We start from the raw sequence: 18,414 nt of genomic DNA, 5'->3' as shown, positions 1-18,414 counted from the left end.
GTCTGCGATCGCGCGGTGAGCTACGACATCTACTTCTTGAGCCGGCGGCGCGACGGGCAGGCTTGGGATGAGGTCCTGGAGGCGATGAAAGAGCAGCCGAGCATAGCAAGCCGATCCCTGCCCACCTCCTTGGAGCTTGGGACCGAATAGTCCCGCAGGCCCGGACGCTGCTGAGCGAAGTGGACATCACTGAGGAGGCGTGGCTGAGGCCGGTGACGCGGGTTCTCTGGGCCCGACGCCTCCTCGGACGGTCCAATTCGCTGGTCGGATCCGGGCGGCCAGGCGGGTGGATGACGACCTCGGCAGCTGCATGACTCACGTTCCGTTCCCCAGGGGGAGTCGCCCTTGCGCCACCACGACTGTATCGTCTGTCGTCAAGTCCCCCTCGGACACAGAGTTACCCCACGGCGCCCCGTTTCTGGGCAGGGGACATTGGCACCCGCTTCCGGCTCCCGGCCGGGGCGGGTGTTCGTCGTTGCGGTACCTTCGGCCTGGCTTTTCCCTTTCGTCAGCGGTTCGGTGGCTTCGGTCAGCCGATGGTGATCCTTTCTGCCTGGGGTGTGTCCGCGGTCAGGGTTCTGGTCGCGGGGTCGTAGGTCAGGGTGATCTCCTCGCTGCGCAGGTGGGCGACTGCCTGGGCCGGTGTCGGCGGCGCCGGGTCACGGCTCACGGGTGCCGACCCCGGAGGATCTAGGCGCTGGGTGAGGCGGAGATGCAGGGCCGGCAGGTGCGGCAGTACCTGGTCTTCGCGCAGGTAGGCGTTGGGAGTGCGACCGGGGTCGGGCCGGGTAGCGCTGGTGTGGCCGTGGCGGCACCGGTAGCCAGGACGGTGGTGAGTCCAGTGGGACTCCATGCGCCGGCCGCAGACACCGCAGCACAGCAGCCCTGTCAGGAGGTAGACACGTCCAGGGGTGGTTTCCTGGTGGGGGCGGAGGTTCTGGACGGTGATGAAGTCGGACTCGCTGACTAGCGCCGGGTGTGCGGGGCGGGTAGAGATGATCCAGTCGGTGGGGGTGTTCCAGCGCATGACGTCGCGGTGGCCGAGAGTGGTGTTGGCGGGGTCGAGAAGGTCGTGGTCGGTGCGCTGGCGGTTCCAGACCTGCCGGCCGGTGTAGCGGGGGTTGGCGAGGATCGCCCGGACCGTGTTCAGCACCCACCGCTGCCCTTCTCGGTGCGGGTTCCGGACGGGGTCGGTGGCTGCCGGACAGGGGATACCGGCGTCGTTCAGGGCGCGGGTGATGCGCGCGACGCTGTGTCCGTCCAGGCGCTGGGTGAAGATCCAGGATACGACCGGCCCGCACTCGGGGTCGGTGTCCAGACGCTGCAGGCGTACGCCGCGGCGCGCCAGGGCCCGGTTGGGGTGCGGGCCGGCGTCGACGAGGCGGTAGCCGTAGGGTGGGCGTCCGCCGAGGTATCGGCCCTGGTCCCGGGTCTGCACGGTCATCGCGGCGCGGGTGCGGATCCGGGCGCGGGCGATCTCCCGCTTGGACAGGATCCCGAGCAGGATCATCAGCTCCTCCTGCCCTGCGGTCTGCGGATCCACCGCGCCGCCCAGCTCGGGCACCCACACCTCGATGCCGTAGTGGTCGAAGAGCGGGGCCATGGTCGCGAACTGGTTGCCGTAGAAGGCGCGTTCACTGGAGCCGATGACGACCGCATCGAAATGTCGGTCAGGGTCGGTCATCGCGGCGAGCAGGGCCGCCGCCTCTGGGCGGCGCGCCCAGGGCACGGTGCGACTGCGCCCGGTGTCGAAGAACTCGGCGACGATCCGTCCGTGCCCGGACACGAGGGCCTGGGCGCGCAACAGTTGCCAGGCCTGTGACGTCGCCGGGTCCTGGTTGTCCTCGGTCGACATGCGGCCGTAGAACGCAAACCGCAGACCACTGGCGGCCGGCATGCCGGCGGGGGAGGAACAGGGAGTCCAATTGCGGGCCCAATCCGTCACGAGGGTTTGGCCCGTAGCGGGGGCGGGGGTCTGTGCGGCCGGGCGGAGGGGCGCTGTCATGATCGCGCCTCCCCTCAGCTGTCGTGCCTTGCCTTACCGTGGCCGTGCCCGGACAGAGCAGCCCGACCGCACAGAAGTACCGAATATTGACCCGAACGAGTGAAGATCGCTGTGTAAAGCAGGACCAAGCCCAGTGGCCTGGGCGGCGTGTAGACCAGCGGTGTCAGGGCTCCGCCTGCGTGGGCCGGAGCGTGTGGCCCGGCGGCTCAATTCGTCCAGGCCTGGCCCCGGTGTCAGCGACAGCACCATCTCGTCGACGCCGGTCAGCCGCCGCTGCGGCTTCTTGACGATCTACGGCTCAAAGGGGCCCGCCCGATAGTGCTGGATGTCGATCTCGACCGGGCTGACTTCGGTGAGCATGGAGAGGCCCACCGATTTACGGGGCAGAGCCGAAGTTGTGATGGTCCCATGCGAGCTGATCGGTAGCCCGGCTCAGCGCGGAGGGCTCATCAAGCTCGGTCCTACGCCGGATCGGTGGAATGGCGCACGTGGAAGGTTAGCCCGGTGATCCGGCCGGATTGGATGACCGGACCGTGCTGTACACCCCCAGTGATGGTGTTGCGCACGGTGTTCGGTTGTGTGTCCGGGGCGTTCGCGAGGGCCTGCAAGGATGTGAGCAAGTCGCGTAGATCGTCGCTGCTTGCGGAGCCTTCCTGCAGAAGGTGTCGCAGGTGGGCATGCCACTGATTGGTGATCTCACGGGTCGTTTGCGGGCTGTCTGCGATGCCGGCGGCGAGCAGCCGGGTTCGGTCGGTGTCTAAGTCGGCGATCGCGGTGCTGTCTGAACCGACGCGCGTAAGAAACCGCCCGACGGCTTCGCGGGCGCGCATCCAGGAGTCGGTGACCATGAGCGAGACCAAGGTGGTCGCACCTGAAGCGGCGAGAGCGGCCAGCTCACTGTCCATCGCATTTCCTCTCAAAGGGTGAGGCTCAGGGCGTCTCATGGGTCGTGTCGTGTGCGGAGGCGGACGGCTCACCGACGTCCGGCGTGAAACTGGCCGGCGGGTCGAACCTGCGCAGCAGGACTTCGGCTGTCTCGTACTGGTCCTGTGTCTTGATGACGTCGGCGATCTGCTTGACCAGCATTGCCCGCCGGATGTCCCCGTCCGTGACACCCATGCTGTTGAGGAAGGCCTCGAAGTGGTCCGCGGCGGTCGGCTCTTGTTCGAACAGAGGAGCCGATGCCTGCGGCAGGTCGTGACCGGGTCGTTCGTCGTGCGGCTGGGGTATGAGATCACGCAGCCGTACGGGCACGTCGGTGTCGTTGGCGGCAGATGTGAGCTGGGCGAGCAGACCGAGGTCCGCGACGGTCTTCTCCACATGATCGTCGTTTTTGGCGAGCCACCAGACGACTGCGCTGCCAGTGTCCTTCAGTACATCTTCGCTCAGGTATTGGCGTTTGCTCTGCTCGTACTTCCGTTGGTGTTCCCATACCGCCTTGTCCTTGCGTACTTCGGCGAGCCGGTCGAGCCGTTCCTGGTCGTGTTCGCGCAGGATGAGTGCGATGTCCTCCGCCATGACGTGAAGGTGCCCGGTTGGGTCCGGGTGCATCCGGCTGAGCGCACCGCTCAGTTCGTGTTGGACGAGGGACGGGCGGCCTGGCTCCCGCTGCTCGGTGATCAGGCGGGCTCGGTCCAGGACTGCTTCGACTGCGAGGCCCGCGGGATTGAGGAGGGGGTCGTTGCCGGATGCCTCGACGGGGTACCAGCGCACAGTTGCCGAGAATAGGAAGTCGTAGTCGGTCCAGTTGCTGGGCAGGGCCACCTGCCTGACGTGGTGCTCTCTGCGTTCGACGGGGGGAGCAGTGTGCTGTTCCAGGACGTCGACGGGGAAGCGCCCGCGCCGTGCCGCGGCGATCTTGAAGGCAACTGCCGGAATTCCGACGAGGAGCACGGCCAGTGCGGGCCATGCGAACGCAGGCCAGTGCTGCGTCAGACCGAGAATGGTCAGCAGCAGGCCGCACAGGATGGTGAGGAAGACGGTTGTCGTCTTGCTGCCGGTCGTCACGGTGTGGTCCCCCTGGGTGATGCTGTTGGCGGTTGCGTGTCGTACAGGCCGAGGCCCTGGGCCGCGGAGATTTTCTGTAACAGCCGTTCGGTGGTTGCGGCGGCTCGGGCGGCTCCGTCGGGGGCGGTGGACTCGGCGCTGCGGGCGCTTGCGTACAGTTCGGCAAAGGTTGCGCCGCGCCTGTCGCCACACTGGTCGGCCGCGCCGACGATGAGGTCCAGCAGGAGCTCACCGCGGTGTTCTGAGTCGGTCGCCGTGTGCAGCCAGCGTTCTGCGTACGGCTGCCACGTCGCACGCGGCAGCCCGTGAAGCACCGTTCGCCAGCACGTGGTCACGGAGTTCTGTACCCCGCTCTCCTCCACCAGGGACCGCGAGTTGTCATATGGGGCGATCAGCGGTACCGGGTCACAGGCTTGCAGGAAGATGCGGAGTTCGGCGGGCGAGAGGCCAGAGCGCGCCAGGCGGTCCAGCAAACGCCGCCGTAGCCGGGCGCTCGTGGCCGCCAGGTCGCACAGTTCCTTCACGGCGTGGGCGGTGCCTCGTTCTCGCCGAGCCAGGTGGTACAACCGGATCAGGGCCTGATCAGGGTGGCTAGAGGCGATGACATCCCCGCAGACTCGGACGAGGACTTGTGTGAACTCCCCGTTGAGCTGCTTGTTGGCACACCACTGGTAGATCCGTTGGCGAAAGCTCCTGGCGTGTGCAGGGTCGTTGAGACCGCAGGTGAGCGCATGGACGGCGGCCTCTAGGCGTGCCCGGCTCGGGTTCGTTGTGCTCCAGCCCTCGGCCAGGGAGGCCAGGCCTTCGTCGCGTCCGGTCCGCAGATACTGCGCGGCCAGCTTCGCCACCAGCCCGTCACGGAGGCCTCGGGTGAGATGCGGGTCGTTCAGGTCCACGCTGCGTGCGGTCCAGGTGCCGAGGTACTGCCGCAGTTCGGGCATGTGGTCCCAGAAGTGGGCGCGGATCGCGGCGTCGTAGTCGAGTTCCGTGAAGCGTACGTGGCCGTCCGGGCCGGTACTGGCTGAAATCTCTCCCACTCGCTCGGCGAGGTCCTTGCGCTGGAGTAGGGGGATTTCGTCCGGTGGGTGCTTGAGGGTGTTGAGCAAGAGCCGGGTCGCTTGGTGGATGATGTCGGAGTGGGCACCGTTCAGCATGGCGAGGGTGATCAGCAAGGCCCGCTGCGGGCCCTCGCGTAACCCGGTGACAAACGCGGCGATCTCCTTGCGCCGATCGTCCCGCGCTCTGCGAGCTATTGCGCACCACTCCGCGAATCCGTCGTCGGCACTAGCTGCCTCGCGGGCGCGGCGTACCAGGTCGGCGAACGTCGCGATCTCTCGCATCGGCCGCTGCTCGTACAGAAACTCTCTGACGGTCGGATCAGACCGCAGGTACTGTTCGCACGGAAGATCATGGACACGAAGGTGTCGCCGGAAAACCTCCAGGTCGGGTGGGCGTTCGATCTCGACCCGGTATGGCTGCAGGTCTGAGTCGAGGATGCTCCCGTGCGGCATGACCACCACAAGATGGGCGTGCTGTTCGTGCACGGCCTTGCGGAGAGCGGAGAGGTCCGTCCGGGCTGTGGCCCAAAGGCGGTAGTCGGCGGCCGACAGGTCCAGCAGCAGCCGGTCGCCGGCACCGACGAGATCCGGGTCCCTTAGGGACAGCTCGTCCTCCTCGTCCGGCAGAAGTTCGTGAAGGATGCCGGCGTCCTGGTGATGCTCGCGCAGGAGTACACGGGCCGCGGAGGCACGACCACTTCCCGGGGCGCCGTCGAGGATGACGGTGCCGGTGCCGGCCAGCTTGTGGCGGGCTTCTCCCATGCCGGCCGGGGCCACCAACACTCTGCGCAGCCACGTGAGCTGGTCGTCGGCGACACACCGGAAGGCGGATCGGTCCGCCTCGTGCAGCTGAGCGCCGACGGTGAAGTACATGTCGCCGCTGCCGGTGTGCATGGGACCGCGGGGGTTGTCGATCCATGTGCTGTGCGGCTTGCTCACGCGTCGTCGCCCTCGCGCCGGTGGGCATCACCGAAGCGGTGCCGGTTGTCTCCGTGATGGTCGCCCTCGTAGTACGTCATCCCATCGCCGGAGAAGTGCCGTCCACCCGAAACGTGTCGCGAGTTCTGGTAGATATCGCCCTGCCCCGTGTGCACGGGCCCGTTGGAGCCCTTGATGACGGTCCCGCCGACGTCTCCGGTGAAGTCTCGGCTCTGCACGGCCGTTCCGTGCACGTCTCCGGTCGAGTTGGTCACAGAGCCGTGTGTGGGCGAGGGCGCGGCATCCCGGTCCAGGTCGTGCAGCCCGGCTATCTCGGCCACCAGGTCGCCGAGGCGCTTCAGACTTGTCTCAGTGTCGTGACCGTCCAACGGTACGGACTGGAGGTCGGCCAGTCGCGCCAACTCGTTCGGCAGGTTGGCTTTGTTCAGTCGGTCCGTTTTCCGGCCGTCCAGTACAGGGACGACCGGGATACCGCTGGCGAACGCTTCCAAGATCTCTTTGCGTACCCAGTCCTCCGGGTCTTGCAACCGGGACCGGAAGTTCGTCCAGTCCGGCCCGATGATCGCCAGCAGCACAGAGCTGCGTCGCAGACCGGCCAAGAGGGCGTCGGGGTAGGCACTGCCCGGGGCGATGGACTTGGAGGCACGGAAGGCGCGTTCCCGGCCGAAGCGGCGCGACAGCTCGTGGTCGATGAGCGCGGCGGTCTTGTCGCCGTCCCCAGTCCGGTAGTTGATGAACACATCGGCCATGGCCATGCCTCTTTTCAGGAAGTCGGAATGTGCGATAAGTGGCCGAGCTGTGCGGCCACGCGGCGTACCGAGGGGTGATCGGAATAGCGGCGCAGCACGCGAGCGAGACTCCGGAGATCGATCGCGACGGTCGCCGACCGAATCGCCGCCACCGCGTCGAGTAGCGGTGCCGTCAACGCGCAGGCCTGCTCCATCTCACCGTCCGTCGCGTAGGCCAGCGCTCGACGTACGCCGTACCGCACCTGTGTGCGCACCGCCTCGGGGGAGACCCGTGCGAGTTGCCGGGTCAGCTCCTCTGCTGCCTCCCGCGGGCGGCCGAGGTCGAACAGGCACCACCCGGTGACCATCCCGACCGAGTCGGGCAGGTGCATGCTGCCGATCACCGGTGCGTCGGCATCGTTTTCCTGACGGGTCAGCAGTGGCCGGGCCCGGTCCAGGGCGCGAAGGCATGCGTCGCGATCGCCAGCGAGCGCATGCCCCTGCGCCTCCCGCTGCGCAGCCAACCCCCGAATTCGCGGCGGGAGCGTGCTGCTCTGCGCGCGCTGCGCAAGGGCGACTGTCTGCTCCGCGTCCTCCTGGTACAGCGTGACCAGCGCTCGGCGGACAAGCGCATATCCCGCCAGCGCGCGGTCACCGGCTGCAGCCGCGAGATCCACCGCGCGCTGGGTCCACCACAGCGCCGCCTGCTCGTCTCCGGTCTCCTGTATCAGCCACCCGACGTATTCGGCGTACCGGGAGCCGAGTTCCAGCAACTGCGGGCGGGCGCGCGAGTCCGCATGCACAGATAGTTCTCGCAACGTGTGCGTCTGCGCGATCAGGCCCGGCAGCAGGAATCCGGGTTCTACGCTCTGACCGAGCCGACGGTAGTGCGTGAACAGCGAGCGGGACGCCTCGAGCATGCCGCCCGCGGCAGCCGAGGAGACTGGTCCTTGGCCACCCGTACGCCAATTCATCAGCGAGGCGGCGCCGACGCTCACGACCTGTCGCCGGCCCACGGGCTGGAACCAGCTCGAACCGTCCGGTGACAGCTGCATCTTCCACTCCTCCTCGTCGATCCCGCTGATCACTGCTGTGTCCAGCGCGCCGGAAGCGGGCTTGGCGACCAGGGCGATCAGTGCTCCGCCAGCTTGCAGGGCGGCGTCGCACAGTCGGGCGAGATCGCGGCTGGGCGCCTTGATACCTCGTTCGACCTTGCTCAGATGTGCCTTGCTGTAGTGCACGGCGATAGACAGCGCGGTGAGACTGAGACCGGCGTCCAAACGCCGTTGCCTCAGCTCCTCGCCGAAGTCGGTGGACGGCTGCGGCACGGAAAACCTCCATAACCATCCATCCAGGCGAACGGGGTTGCCGCAGGAAAGAGTGCGGCAACCCCGGCCGGACGGACAAGGCGAACGTCGCTGTTTCCCGTTTCCTTTCCCGCAGATGGGACGTCGCACGTGCCGCTCTAAAAGTCACGATCATCGTTGACACCCGGGTCTCCGATCACTACGGAGATCCACATGCCGAAGTCCAGCCCCACCACCCCGCCGCTTGACCGTGAGGCCACGCGGCGCCTGGCCGTCATACGTGTTGTTGAAGAGGTCACCGGGAACGTCACGCTGTCCTGCCGGCACTTCGGCCGGCAGGCGTACTACGCCTCGTACCACCGCTACCGGCCGAGGGCGTCGAGGGCCTGTGCCCCCGTTCCAGGGCAGCGAAGACCTCCCCGAACACGACCCAAGTCGAGGTGGTCGGGAAGATCATCTTTCTGAGGCAGAACTACCACATCGTGCCCCGGGAAGATCGAGATGTACCCGAGCCAGCCAGCCCGCCTGCTGCCTGCCGGACGCGCGTACGGCATCCTTCAGCGATGAAGCCCGATCCCGAACCCTGGTACAGCACCACGCTCAACATCTGGACGCTGGCGGGAGTGCTCGTCGCCAGCTGGACCCTTGTCAAAACGATCACCGAGGGGTGGCGCCGCACTATCGGCCGTAGGCGCCACCTCACCACCCGCCTACGCAAGATCGCCCCCAGAGTCCGGCATGACTATGTCGAGTCCTTGCTTGGCGCGCCGAAGTGGCAGTCGACGATGGAATGCACCCGTCTCACCGCCGCTGAGCTCGAAGAAGCAGACGACAAGGACAGAATGGTCGAGATCACCGTCCGAACCTGGCCCCTGTCACGGCTCGGGTACCTGGTGACGGGGTCCGAGGGCGACGTTGTGGTCATGTACGGGATCACCACGACCAGCTGGTGGTTCCGGCCTCGTGTGCTGATAGACCAGACGCAGATCCGACTGGGGAAGACCGTTTTCGCAGTCCTCAACGACACTGGCGAGCACCGGGCTTGGCTTGGCAACCGCCGGTTCGGATACCTGGAGAGCCACTACTTCGGCAACCCCGGCGGCTACCGCTGGTGGTACGTCGGAGTCAACGACATCGGATACAACGCCGTCCCTCTTTCCCTCGACTGGTTCGACGACGAGGACGACTCCCGCACCCGGCTACTGTCCGAGAGCCGAGACGCCTACCGGGCGAACGCACCGATCAACACCCCGTCGTCGTCAGTAGTACGGCGCAGTACGAGGAACTCCAGGATGGCAGCTTCTTCGGCATCTCTTTGGGAGTCGACCAGGACTTGGTCCGCTTGGCCGATCCTGAGTTCCACGTGCTTGACAGCCGGATCAGCCGCGCTCACCGGCGTATCCGGGAGTGGCGCTGGCGCCTGAACTACCGCCGCTGGGAGAAGAAGCAGAGCGCCCTGCAAGACCGGTGACGGTGGTGCCGAGGACTGCCGGCCGGAGGAGACAATGGCTGCCCGTTCAAGATCAAAGAGGCTTGCCGGGCCTGGCACATCAGACGAGCCCGACTTCTCTGACTTGGAGGAACGGGGTGCACAGCAGGCGGTCGACATCGTGCAGGCGGTCGTGGCCTGGTACACCGGGCAGATCGCTGCCAAACGGCAGGCGCCACTGCCGGATAAGGACCGGATCGCGCAGCTGACAACCGACCAGGCGGCCGCCTACTGGGATCTCCGCCGGCTGGAGGACGCCGGTCCGGAAGAGGAGGACCGCTTGGCCGATAGCAGCGGTCGTGCCCAGCGCGGGTGGTGAGCCGGCTCTGTGCCTCTCGTACCGGCTGTGAGAGGCGATCCCGAGCCGTCACGGCGCACGAGCTGCGCGGCGTACGGCATGGCCTGGCCGATCGCTGGCGTAGATCGGTGATCGGCATCGGCAAGGGGTGCAGCGAGCGGGCGTTGACGATGCCTTGATGGGGCTGGTGGGAGTTGTAGAAGTCTTCGAACGCGCGTAGCGCGTGGAGCAGGTGCCGCTGGTTCCAGATCAGGGTGCGGTCCAGGAGCTCGCGTCGGCAGGTCTGCACCCAGCGTTCCGTGATCGAATTCATGCGCGGCATCCGTACTCCGCTGAGTACTACCTCGATCCCTGCATCGTTGAGGACGGCGTCGAACAGGGAGGGAAACTTCCTGTCCCGGTCCCGGATCAAGAACCTGGCCCGGCAGCCAGCATCTTCGAGGTCCATGACAAGGTTCTTCGCGGCTTGAGCGACCCACGTGGCGGTGGGGTGCGCGGTGGCGCCGAGGAGACGGATCCGGCGGCTGGCGTACTCGATCACCGCGAATACGTACAGCCGTGCCCCGGACAAGGTGACCGTTTCCAGGAAGTCGCACGCCAGCAGGGCGTCGGCCTGGGAGCGCAGGAAGTCAGCCCACGTGCTTGAAACTCGTTCGGGTGCGGGGTCGATCCCGGCTTCCTGGAGGATCTCCCAGACAGTGGAGGGAGCCACAGTGACACCCAGAACGAGGAGTTCGCCGTGGATACGGCGATACCCCCAGTGGGAGTTCTCGCGGGCAAGCCGCAGCACCAGCAGCCGGATGGAGCGCACGGTCCGCGGCCTTCCCAGGCGGCGGGGCCGAGAGCGCGCAGCGTGCCGGCGTGAGATCAGATCGCGGTGCCAGCGCAGCACCGATTCGAGCGTCCGCGCTCGAGACCCTGCACATCCCGCACACCGGATCCCACCTGGGCGGATGAGGTTTCCGGCATCGCCGCCGCCGCGCCGTCCACCTGGTACACCGACTTCCGAGCCGACATCCCGGCCATCGACGTGCCGGCCCTGATCCTGCACGGTACGGGCGACCGGATCCTGCCTGTCGAGGGAACCGCGCGTCCGTTCCACAAGGCGCTGCCGTCCGCCGACTACGTGGAGATCGAGGGCGCCCCGCACGGTCTGCTGTGGACCCACGCCGAGGAGGTCAACACCGCGCTTCTCGCCTTCCTGGGGAAGTAACCCGCCGCAGGCCCGCCCGTCCGGCCTGCGGATCGAGGCCGCCGTCGGGATCGCCGGGGACGGGGATCCCGACGGTGCACTCAGCACCCCGCAGTCCTCCGCTGCGGGGATACCTCTCTGAGGCAGGTGCGCTGTTCGTCGTGCAACCAGCGTCGACACACCCTCCTGCTCGCCCTCTGATTCGCCGTGCAGGTGGTGTTCCTACGCGGAGACCCCCCAACCGGCGATGCCGGATGGTTCGGGTTTGCCACTTTCAGGTGCCTGGTGCTGGGGCTGATAATCGCGGTGCCCTGGTACAGGGGGTGGGGCGCCTTGTGGCCATTGCGCCGGACCGAACGTACAACCTGCGCAAGGAGTACGAGGGGACGTGGGTGGACAGCGGGGGAGTGTTCTGATCCCGCAGTCCGGACAGAGGAGGGGACAGGGATGGGCCGGCGTACATGGCGCATTTGGTGGATCAATCGACGCTTTGGGCACTTCGACCGGCCCATGACACTGACCTGGGCGAGGGCTGAGAAGAGCCTGGCGTATCTGACCGCCAAGCTCGGCCTCTGGCACCCGGACACCGTCATCGCCCGCCGGACGATGCAGACCTGGCTGATGAACGCCGGCCACACAGGCGGCGCCGTACGGATGGCGCAGGAGGAGGTCGCCGCCCGCACGGCGGAGTTCGGGCCGGACCACACCGACACCCTGACCGCGCGCCGCAGCCTGGCCTGGCGCCGCAGTGTCGCCGGTGCCATGGACGGAGCCGTCTCCGAGGCGCGGCTCCTCGTCGAGGACCTGACCCGGATGTACAGCCCCGAGCACGAGGACACACACGATGCGCGGCGGGTTCTTGCCGAGTACCTGTGCGAGAACGGCGACGCACCCGAGGGGATCCGGCAGCTGACCGCCCTGTTGGCCGAGTCGCAGGCTCTCGGCCCCAGCCGGCACAAAGCCACCCGCCACGTCCGCACCACCCTGATCAGGGCGCTGGAGCGCAATGGTGACTACCAAAAGGCCCTCGATCTCCTCGACGAGGAGATCGCCGTCGAGCGGAACACCGTCTACGGCGTTCACGAGAACCTCAACGACCTGCCCATGAAGCTCCTGCAGGAGTGGCGCGCCCGGCTGGCCACCAACGCGAGCTGAAGGCTGCTGCCCCGACAATGATGCCGATCAGTCAGTATGGACAGGCAGGGAGGTTCCGCTGACGGACGTGTCCCGCTGCCGCACCGCAAGCGCACCGGATCGAGCGGGGAGCAGCGGGGAACCCCGGTGGAAGCTGACATCGCCGACGAAGCCGCAATCCCACTGTTCACCCAGGTCAGCACCCGACCCAGCTGCAAATGACCGCAGCTTCCCAAGCTAAGCGCTCTCCCAACTGCCCACGCCAGCGCCTCTGTACGCTGCGCTCTGTCGACCCGCAGGAGGGCAGGACCATGAACGACAGGCTGTTGACCACGCTCGCCACCGCGATGGCCCAGCTGATCACCAGCATCGATATGACGAGCGACGAAGAGGTGGACCCGGGTCTCGCCTCAGGATGGTTTGAGGATCTCGCCTACGCGTTCGACCAGCTTCCACCGGCCGACCGTCTGAGGCTGGCAGCACTCTTCAGGGAAGCAGCGCAGCATGAGCCACGGCCCGACAGACGGGCCTCCCTAATGGACCTGCCGGAGAACTTCGGACTGGAGGACCAGGACGACAGCTAGTACTGCAACGGTGTTTGTTCTGAGTGCTGGGCAGTTCTCAGGGGCTGTGTCCGCGTCGTTTGTAGTGGCTGATGCGGGCCTGGTGCTGGCGTCGGCGGCGCCATGTCGACCAGTGCAGGATGTGGCCGACTGGGGTGGGGCGGCGGTCGGTGAGGCGGGTGATCAGTCGTCGGATTTCGGCGAGGCTGAGGTGGATGAGCTGGGAGGATCCGTTTCTGCTTTCTCCGTGTCCAGCTGGCGGGCTCGCAGGACGGTGAGGCAGGCGTGGGCGGCCATGGCCAGGGTCATGTGGCGGTGCCAGCCGGGATAGCGGCGGACCTGGTAGTCGTCCAGGCCGCATTCCTGCTTGGCCGTCTGGAAGCACTCCTCCACGGCCCAGCGGCTGCCCGCGATCCGGATCAGCTCGTCCAGCGTGGTGCCGGCGGGACAGTAGGCGATGTAGTACGAGACCTCCTCGGGCCTGCTCACGCTGCGGCGGGCGAGGACCCAGTGCCGGCGGTCCTCGCGGTGCCAGGGCCTCACCTCGACGCGGGCCCAGCCGTAAATCCGCCGGCCGTGGGCTCCCTCGCCGCAGGAACGGCGTTTCCACTTCTGCCGGGGCAGTCCGGGGAACAGGTCGTGGACGGGGTGGTCGATGGACCAGCGGGTGACGACGGTGTCGTGCCGTGTGGTGGCCATGACGTGGAAGACGTCCGCCTGCTCCAGCTCGGACCGCCAGCCCTTGCTGAAGCCATAGGCGGCGTCCGCCGTCACCCACCCGAACGGGATCCGGTCGGCGATGGCCCGGCGGACCATCGTCTTGGCCATCGCCACTTTCGTCTCGAAGGCGACACTGTCGTCGATGCCTGCGCGTCGGCATCGCTCGCGGTCATCGGTCCAGGACGTGGGCAGATACAGCCGCCGGTCGATCAGCGTGCGTCCGCGGCCGGTTGCATAGGCGAGGAAGACCCCGATCTGGGAGTTCTCGGTGCGTCCCGCGGTGCCCGAGTACTGCCGCTGGACCCCGGCGGAACGGACACCCTTCTTCAGAAAGCCGGTGTCATCGACGATCAGGACGGCAGCCCGGTCACCGAGGTTCTCGACGACATAGTCACGCACGTCGTCCAGAACCTCATCGGCGTCCCACTCGATCCGGTTCAGCAGCCGGTGGATGCGGTCGGGACCGGCATGCCCGGCCTCCTCCGCCAGCGTCCAGCCGTTCTTCCGCTCCAGCGGAGCAACCAGCCCCCGCATATAGGCCAGCGCCGACTGGCGCGGCTCCTCCCGGCCGAACCGGTGCACGAACCGCTCATGCACCGCCTCGAGCTCACTCGCCCACAATCTGACATCAGCAAGGTCCCCACCCATAACCAGACCAACGACCGAGCTGGCCAGCAGTCACGGCAAGCACCGTTGCAGTACTAGCCCGCCACCGCGTGCCACAGTCGTGCCAGATCCAGCGGTCTGTCACGGTCAACAGAGGTGGCTGGCGGACGTCTCCGTGTCTATCAGCGCACTCGAAAGAAGCGCAGGTCACCTGCAGGACGCCCCAGCTTCTCTCCTAAAGCGGGTGTCGCAGGTTCGAATCCTGCCGGGGGCACCAGGCAGAACGGCCCGGACCGATCATGGTCCGGGCCGTTTTGACGGCAGCAGTTGACGGCAGTCGCCTCTCAGCAGGCGAGCCGATCAACGCGCGGGCTTCACGACGTGTCCCAACGCGACGAGCCCGACGCCGACCGCGAGTAGCGACGGGGAGCGGACGTTCCAGCTCACCAGCATGAGCAGGGCGCCGGCACCCCACAGTCTGGGCTGCCGCACCAGCTGGGGGAGCCATCGGCCAGGCATCCGGCCGAGCAGCAGTGCATGCACCCCCAGCACAGCCCAAACCATGGCCAGGATAGCCAGCACCAGAACCACGGCTATGAACATCCCCACCCCCGGGTCGGCGACAACTCGCCAGCAGTCTCTCAGGCGGCTGGCGGACGGCGCTTGAGTAGCCGGTCCATATGGCTGATCGCCCCCCGCTGCGTGTCGTGCACGACGTGCATGTACACGTCCATCGTGATGCTGATCTGGCTGTTCCCCAAGATCTCCATGATGACCCGCGGCGCGACGCCGGCCGCCGTCAGCAGCGTGACGCAGCCGTGCCGCGCGTCGTGCAGCCGGACCACCCGCAGCTCGTAGACGTTCCGCGGCTCGACCGGCCGACCGTTCGGCGTGGCCTAGACGTAGCCGGTCTCAGACCACGCGACGCCCGTGCGCACGAACGCGTCCCGCTGCCGCAGCGGATGCCGGCGCAGCGGCGCGATGAACAGCGGGGGCATCGGCAGCATGCGACTGCGGCGGCTCCCGTTCGCCGACGACCCAGGCAGAGCCGAGTAGACGTGGCCCCTGGCGTCCAGGTCGTTCGTACAGTGGCGCGCTCCACCTGGACGCCAGGAACCACGCCCGCTCCACGGTGTGTGGGCCGACGACGGACGGGATGGGAGCTGGGGTGAGTGGTGGGGGATGGAGCCGGTCACGGTTTCGGCAGGAAGCCACAGGCCAAAGCGGTTGTGACTGGTCGAGATAGATGTCACCGATTCGGCGGTCGACCTCGGCTTCAGTGGTGCAGTGGTCGCGATTCTTGTCACTAGATGGTCGGGGTTGTTGTCACCTGCTCCGACTTTTCATCCCGGTTGTCACCCAGCGGGCTGCGATTCCATTACACGAAGAGACTCCACCGGGCGGTCAGAAACCCCAGTTGTAGAGGCCACCGCCCGCCGGCAAGTCGTTCAACTTGCTGCTGCTGTAGACGCACGTGCCGGTAACGACGTCGGCGAACACCTGGACGTGCGGCGCCCCTGGGCAGCTCGCGCGAGCCCGGGGCCAACGTCGGCCGGAGCGGAACCCCGTGGCAATGCACGAGGCTGGTTCCTACAGTCACCGCATGACTACCGAGGACGAACACCCGCCCCCGCCCGACATCGCCGCAATGCTCACCGACCAGACAAGCGCCTGCAGCGCAGCACGCGACGCCATCGCCGCTGGCGCCGAAGTCATCGTCTGGGACGGACTGGTCCCCGCTTCACGGCATGTCGGCGTCTTCCGGGGACGCCTGAGGAGCATCGAAAGACACGGACACACGGCGCTCGGCTCGACGAATCCATTCAGATCCTCAGGCAGCACGGCGACGAGCCGGTGCGCACCGGTGCATCACAAACAGGTCCATCGCCTTCACGCTGTTCCTCAATGCGGACGCGACGCAGCTACTGGCCTGCGGGGGTGTCAAACGCGAAGCGCCGAAGCAGCCGTGACGGCGGCGCCACCGGTGAAAATCCCCACGCCGAGCGGCACACGCTCACTACCCTGCCGCTCATGCCCAGCGCCACAAGCCCCGCCGACACCATGTTCCAGCGCCTCTTGTGCTGCATCTGCGGCCAGAGCACCGCCGACGCCGACGACTACGTACTCCTCGGGATCAGCACCCCCGGCATTCCTACCGAGCAGTGGCTCGGCGCACACGCCGAACACCTCGACAGCGTCCTCGCCCGCGGCTTCTCGGTCGAGGTGCACAAGATGTAGCCCCGGGCGTGCGGTGGCCCCGAGCAGCTCACGCAAGGCCCGCGTCACTGAACAAGCGACCAGGTGACATCTATCTCGACCAGTCACAGCGGTCGGCTAGTTGACGCGTTGCGGTGCCTCATGGGGGAATCACTCGCGCGTTCGGATCTTGGAGGGGGAAATACCTGATGCACTGGTATGCGGCGGCGCAACTGTCGTCTCCTGAAACGTACTTCCAAACAGCAGCGTTCTGTCTTGTTGTGGCAGTGACGCTCATTGCGGTTGGTCGTCATCAGCGCCGAACAGGGCGCAGCATCATCAACCCGGGCAAGCCTGTACGTGTGGCCAATGTGCTGCTCCCCGAAGCGCCGCCCAGCAAGGGCAAGCGGGTGGCGGGCCGGGGCTATCTCTTCTTTGGCTGGCTCCTGGTCCTGGGCGTGGTCATCAACTTGATCAACGGCATCAGGGCAGCTCGCAGTTAGCGAGTCCTGCGCCTGTGACTGCGAGGGTGAACCACGCTCATCCGTGACCACTACGCCTGAACTTCTGGCGAACCGGCATGTCAAGGGAGCTGTCGTCGGCCAGGGGCGACGTCGGTGCCCTTCTGGCATGATCCCGCCATGAACGACCCGGCTGAGGTCCTCCGACGAGAACTCAGCCCTCAGCCCTCTGGGTCCTGCGGCCGGAGTGCCCTCCCGAGAGCCTTCCTGGCCCGGTCCCGGCTGCTCGGCATGAGGTGTGCGCACACCTTCAGCGTCAGTCCCGGGTCGGAGTGCCCGAGGTACTCGGCAAGGGCCTCCCGCTCCGCGCACGCTGCGCTGATGCGCGCCCACATGGATAGGGCCGGTGGCCATGAGTCGATCACCACATCGCGCGGTCTACGGCCAAGGCAATGCCTCCGGCGGGGGATCGGCCGACACCGGGATGGAGGGGGGCGCCGTTTCCACCCGCGGGTCCGTTGTGGCGTGCGCGGGGTGTTTCCATCCCGTACGCCATCGGCCCAGGCAGAGCCGAGCAGACGCGGCCCATGGCGTACGGGATGGGAGCTGAGGGAGCGGTGGGTGGAGGTCCGCTGGGAGCGTCTGAGGGTTTCTCATCGGAGCACGACCTGCGAGCATGTACATCCTCGGTCTCCGACAGGAGACTGACCGTGGAGGAGGCCTGTGAAGCGGCGGCTTGCCCAGTTCGGAGTCATCTTCCTGGGCATCGAGGCGTGGGTGGCCCTTCGCGACACAACTTCATTTGTTTCGTTGGTGATCGGATGAGTGTGCATCGCAATACTTGCTTGTTGCTTCGCGCGCCGTGTCTGGAGAGAGATCCAGACCATCAAGGACGACAATGATCAGGCCCGGGACCGCCAGGAAGCGCGCAGGCGCGAGCAACAGTAGGTGATTCGCCGACCGGACTGCGACGATCGTGTCAAGCCCGCGCTCCACAGCTGACATCAACGTCTGACACGAACAGGCGCGGACTGGGCTTGATCCGCTTTGACGGACATCCGAGATCAGGGGTTCTGCCCCGGAAGGATGTCCATCATGGAGAGCATGGGGAAGAAGAAGCCGCGCCCTCGCCGTTCGTTCACGCCGGAGTTCAAGGCCGAGATCGTCGAGCTGTGCCAGCGCGGTGACCGCTCGGTCGGTCAGGTCGCCAAGGACTTCGACCTGACCGAGACCGCGGTGCGTGACTGGGTGAAGCAGGCCGAGGTCGAGGCGGGTCAGCGCGACGGGCTGACCAGCAGCGAACGCGAGGAACTGGCCGCGTTGCGGCGGGAGAACCGCCGGCTGCGGGAGGACGTGGAGATTCTCAAGCGAGCCACGGCTTTCTTCGCGAAGGAGACCCAGTGCGCACCTCAAGGCGATCACCGACTACCAGGCCCTCGCTCTCGGCCTGCACCCAACACTGGTCCTGTGGCAGCGCGTACGCGAGCTGTCGAACAACCTCTCCGTCTACGACGCGCATTACGTGGCCCTCGCCGAGTAGGACTCCGTTAGGTTCTTCTCGATCTTGGTGTCTTGGGGGTTCTGCTGGGCAGGGGCCGGTGGCAGGTGGTGCAGACGCCGGTCCAGCACCTCAGGGTGTTCTGCAAGGCGTCGAGGACTTGGTAGAAGGTGAGGCTGGCCCGGGAGCTTTTGGGGCCAGGCGTTCTTCGGT

General features: G+C 66.8%; 14 protein-coding genes and 6 pseudogenes. 9 read left to right on the top strand and 11 right to left on the bottom strand.

Translation table 11 applies throughout. The features are described 5' to 3' along the window. Positions 1 to 529 precede the first annotated feature (529 nt). The 6 genes from ACWD3E_RS41015 to ACWD3E_RS40990 form a co-directional block, all read right to left on the bottom strand. Positions 530 to 1,897, bottom strand: coding sequence for a recombinase family protein (locus tag ACWD3E_RS41015; protein WP_451392565.1), 1,368 nt, complete (start codon positions 1,895 to 1,897; stop codon positions 530 to 532). Positions 1,898 to 2,466: 569 nt separating this feature from the next. Next, positions 2,467 to 2,910: a hypothetical protein gene (locus ACWD3E_RS41010; RefSeq protein ID WP_451392564.1), complete on the bottom strand. Its 444-nt coding sequence runs from the start codon at positions 2,908 to 2,910 to the stop codon at positions 2,467 to 2,469. 25 nt (positions 2,911 to 2,935) lie between these two features. After that, the gene (locus ACWD3E_RS41005) at positions 2,936 to 4,012 is read right to left on the bottom strand and encodes a hypothetical protein (RefSeq protein ID WP_451392563.1); all 1,077 of its coding nucleotides are present in this window, start codon (positions 4,010 to 4,012) and stop codon (positions 2,936 to 2,938) included. Beyond that, positions 4,009 to 6,009: a hypothetical protein gene (locus ACWD3E_RS41000; protein WP_451392562.1), complete on the bottom strand. Its 2,001-nt coding sequence runs from the start codon at positions 6,007 to 6,009 to the stop codon at positions 4,009 to 4,011. The genes ACWD3E_RS41005 and ACWD3E_RS41000 overlap by 4 nt, the downstream gene beginning before the upstream one ends. Beyond that, on the bottom strand, positions 6,006 to 6,758 hold the full coding sequence (locus ACWD3E_RS40995; RefSeq protein WP_451392561.1) for a toll/interleukin-1 receptor domain-containing protein: 753 nt from the start codon (positions 6,756 to 6,758) through the stop codon (positions 6,006 to 6,008). The genes ACWD3E_RS41000 and ACWD3E_RS40995 overlap by 4 nt, the downstream gene beginning before the upstream one ends. Positions 6,759 to 6,772: 14 nt before the next feature. Further along, the gene (locus ACWD3E_RS40990; RefSeq protein ID WP_451392560.1) at positions 6,773 to 8,065 is read right to left on the bottom strand and encodes a helix-turn-helix domain-containing protein; all 1,293 of its coding nucleotides are present in this window, start codon (positions 8,063 to 8,065) and stop codon (positions 6,773 to 6,775) included. 192 nt (positions 8,066 to 8,257) lie between these two features. On the opposite strand from ACWD3E_RS40990, the pseudogene ACWD3E_RS40985 reads away from it, so the two are divergent. The 3 genes and pseudogenes from ACWD3E_RS40985 to ACWD3E_RS40975 all read left to right on the top strand — a co-directional run. Next, positions 8,258 to 8,538, top strand: a pseudogene (locus tag ACWD3E_RS40985) (IS481 family transposase); the annotation flags it as partial. 69 nt (positions 8,539 to 8,607) lie between these two features. After that, positions 8,608 to 9,468, top strand: coding sequence for an ETEC_3214 domain-containing protein (locus ACWD3E_RS40980; RefSeq protein ID WP_451392572.1), 861 nt, complete (start codon positions 8,608 to 8,610; stop codon positions 9,466 to 9,468). Positions 9,469 to 9,549: 81 nt separating this feature from the next. Next, complete coding sequence (locus tag ACWD3E_RS40975; protein ID WP_451392559.1) at positions 9,550 to 9,852, top strand: hypothetical protein; 303 nt, start codon at positions 9,550 to 9,552, stop codon at positions 9,850 to 9,852. 103 nt (positions 9,853 to 9,955) lie between these two features. On the opposite strand, the pseudogene ACWD3E_RS40970 reads toward ACWD3E_RS40975, so the two are convergent. Continuing rightward, positions 9,956 to 10,729: pseudogene (locus tag ACWD3E_RS40970) on the bottom strand (integrase core domain-containing protein); the annotation flags it as partial. A 72-nt stretch (positions 10,730 to 10,801) separates the two neighbouring features. Here ACWD3E_RS40970 and ACWD3E_RS40965 point away from each other — a divergent pair. From ACWD3E_RS40965 to ACWD3E_RS40955, 3 genes and pseudogenes are all read left to right on the top strand, one after another. Further along, positions 10,802 to 11,044: pseudogene (locus ACWD3E_RS40965) on the top strand (alpha/beta fold hydrolase); the annotation flags it as partial. 489 nt (positions 11,045 to 11,533) lie between these two features. Continuing rightward, positions 11,534 to 12,178, top strand: coding sequence for a hypothetical protein (locus tag ACWD3E_RS40960; protein WP_451392558.1), 645 nt, complete (start codon positions 11,534 to 11,536; stop codon positions 12,176 to 12,178). Between the two features lie 290 nt (positions 12,179 to 12,468). Continuing rightward, complete coding sequence (locus tag ACWD3E_RS40955) at positions 12,469 to 12,741, top strand: hypothetical protein (RefSeq protein WP_451392557.1); 273 nt, start codon at positions 12,469 to 12,471, stop codon at positions 12,739 to 12,741. 162 nt (positions 12,742 to 12,903) lie between these two features. Here the strand turns inward: ACWD3E_RS40955 and ACWD3E_RS40950 are convergent, their stop codons facing one another. The 3 genes and pseudogenes from ACWD3E_RS40950 to ACWD3E_RS40940 form a co-directional block, all read right to left on the bottom strand. Further along, positions 12,904 to 14,088 (bottom strand): IS701 family transposase, encoded by a 1,185-nt coding sequence (locus ACWD3E_RS40950; protein ID WP_451392556.1) that lies wholly within the window; start codon positions 14,086 to 14,088, stop codon positions 12,904 to 12,906. Positions 14,089 to 14,406: 318 nt separating this feature from the next. Beyond that, positions 14,407 to 14,598 carry a hypothetical protein gene (locus ACWD3E_RS40945; protein WP_451392555.1) on the bottom strand — a complete coding sequence of 64 codons (192 nt, stop codon included), beginning with the start codon at positions 14,596 to 14,598 and terminating at the stop codon, positions 14,407 to 14,409. A gap of 89 nt (positions 14,599 to 14,687) precedes the next feature. After that, positions 14,688 to 15,068, bottom strand: a pseudogene (locus tag ACWD3E_RS40940) (site-specific integrase); the annotation flags it as partial. Positions 15,069 to 16,077: 1,009 nt separating this feature from the next. Here ACWD3E_RS40940 and ACWD3E_RS40935 point away from each other — a divergent pair. Both ACWD3E_RS40935 and ACWD3E_RS40930 read left to right on the top strand, forming a co-directional pair. Further along, complete coding sequence (locus tag ACWD3E_RS40935; protein WP_451392554.1) at positions 16,078 to 16,284, top strand: hypothetical protein; 207 nt, start codon at positions 16,078 to 16,080, stop codon at positions 16,282 to 16,284. A gap of 167 nt (positions 16,285 to 16,451) precedes the next feature. Next, the gene (locus ACWD3E_RS40930; RefSeq protein WP_451392553.1) at positions 16,452 to 16,745 is read left to right on the top strand and encodes a hypothetical protein; all 294 of its coding nucleotides are present in this window, start codon (positions 16,452 to 16,454) and stop codon (positions 16,743 to 16,745) included. Positions 16,746 to 16,924: 179 nt separating this feature from the next. On the opposite strand, the pseudogene ACWD3E_RS40925 reads toward ACWD3E_RS40930, so the two are convergent. Next, positions 16,925 to 17,062, bottom strand: a pseudogene (locus ACWD3E_RS40925) (site-specific integrase); the annotation flags it as partial. Between the two features lie 727 nt (positions 17,063 to 17,789). On the opposite strand from ACWD3E_RS40925, the pseudogene ACWD3E_RS40920 reads away from it, so the two are divergent. Then, positions 17,790 to 18,089: pseudogene (locus tag ACWD3E_RS40920) on the top strand (transposase); the annotation flags it as partial. Between the last annotated feature and the right edge of the window lie 325 nt (positions 18,090 to 18,414).

The sequence above is a fragment of the Streptomyces sp. NPDC002676 genome, from assembly GCF_053592455.1.
This window is presented reverse-complemented; position numbering and strand designations above follow the sequence as displayed.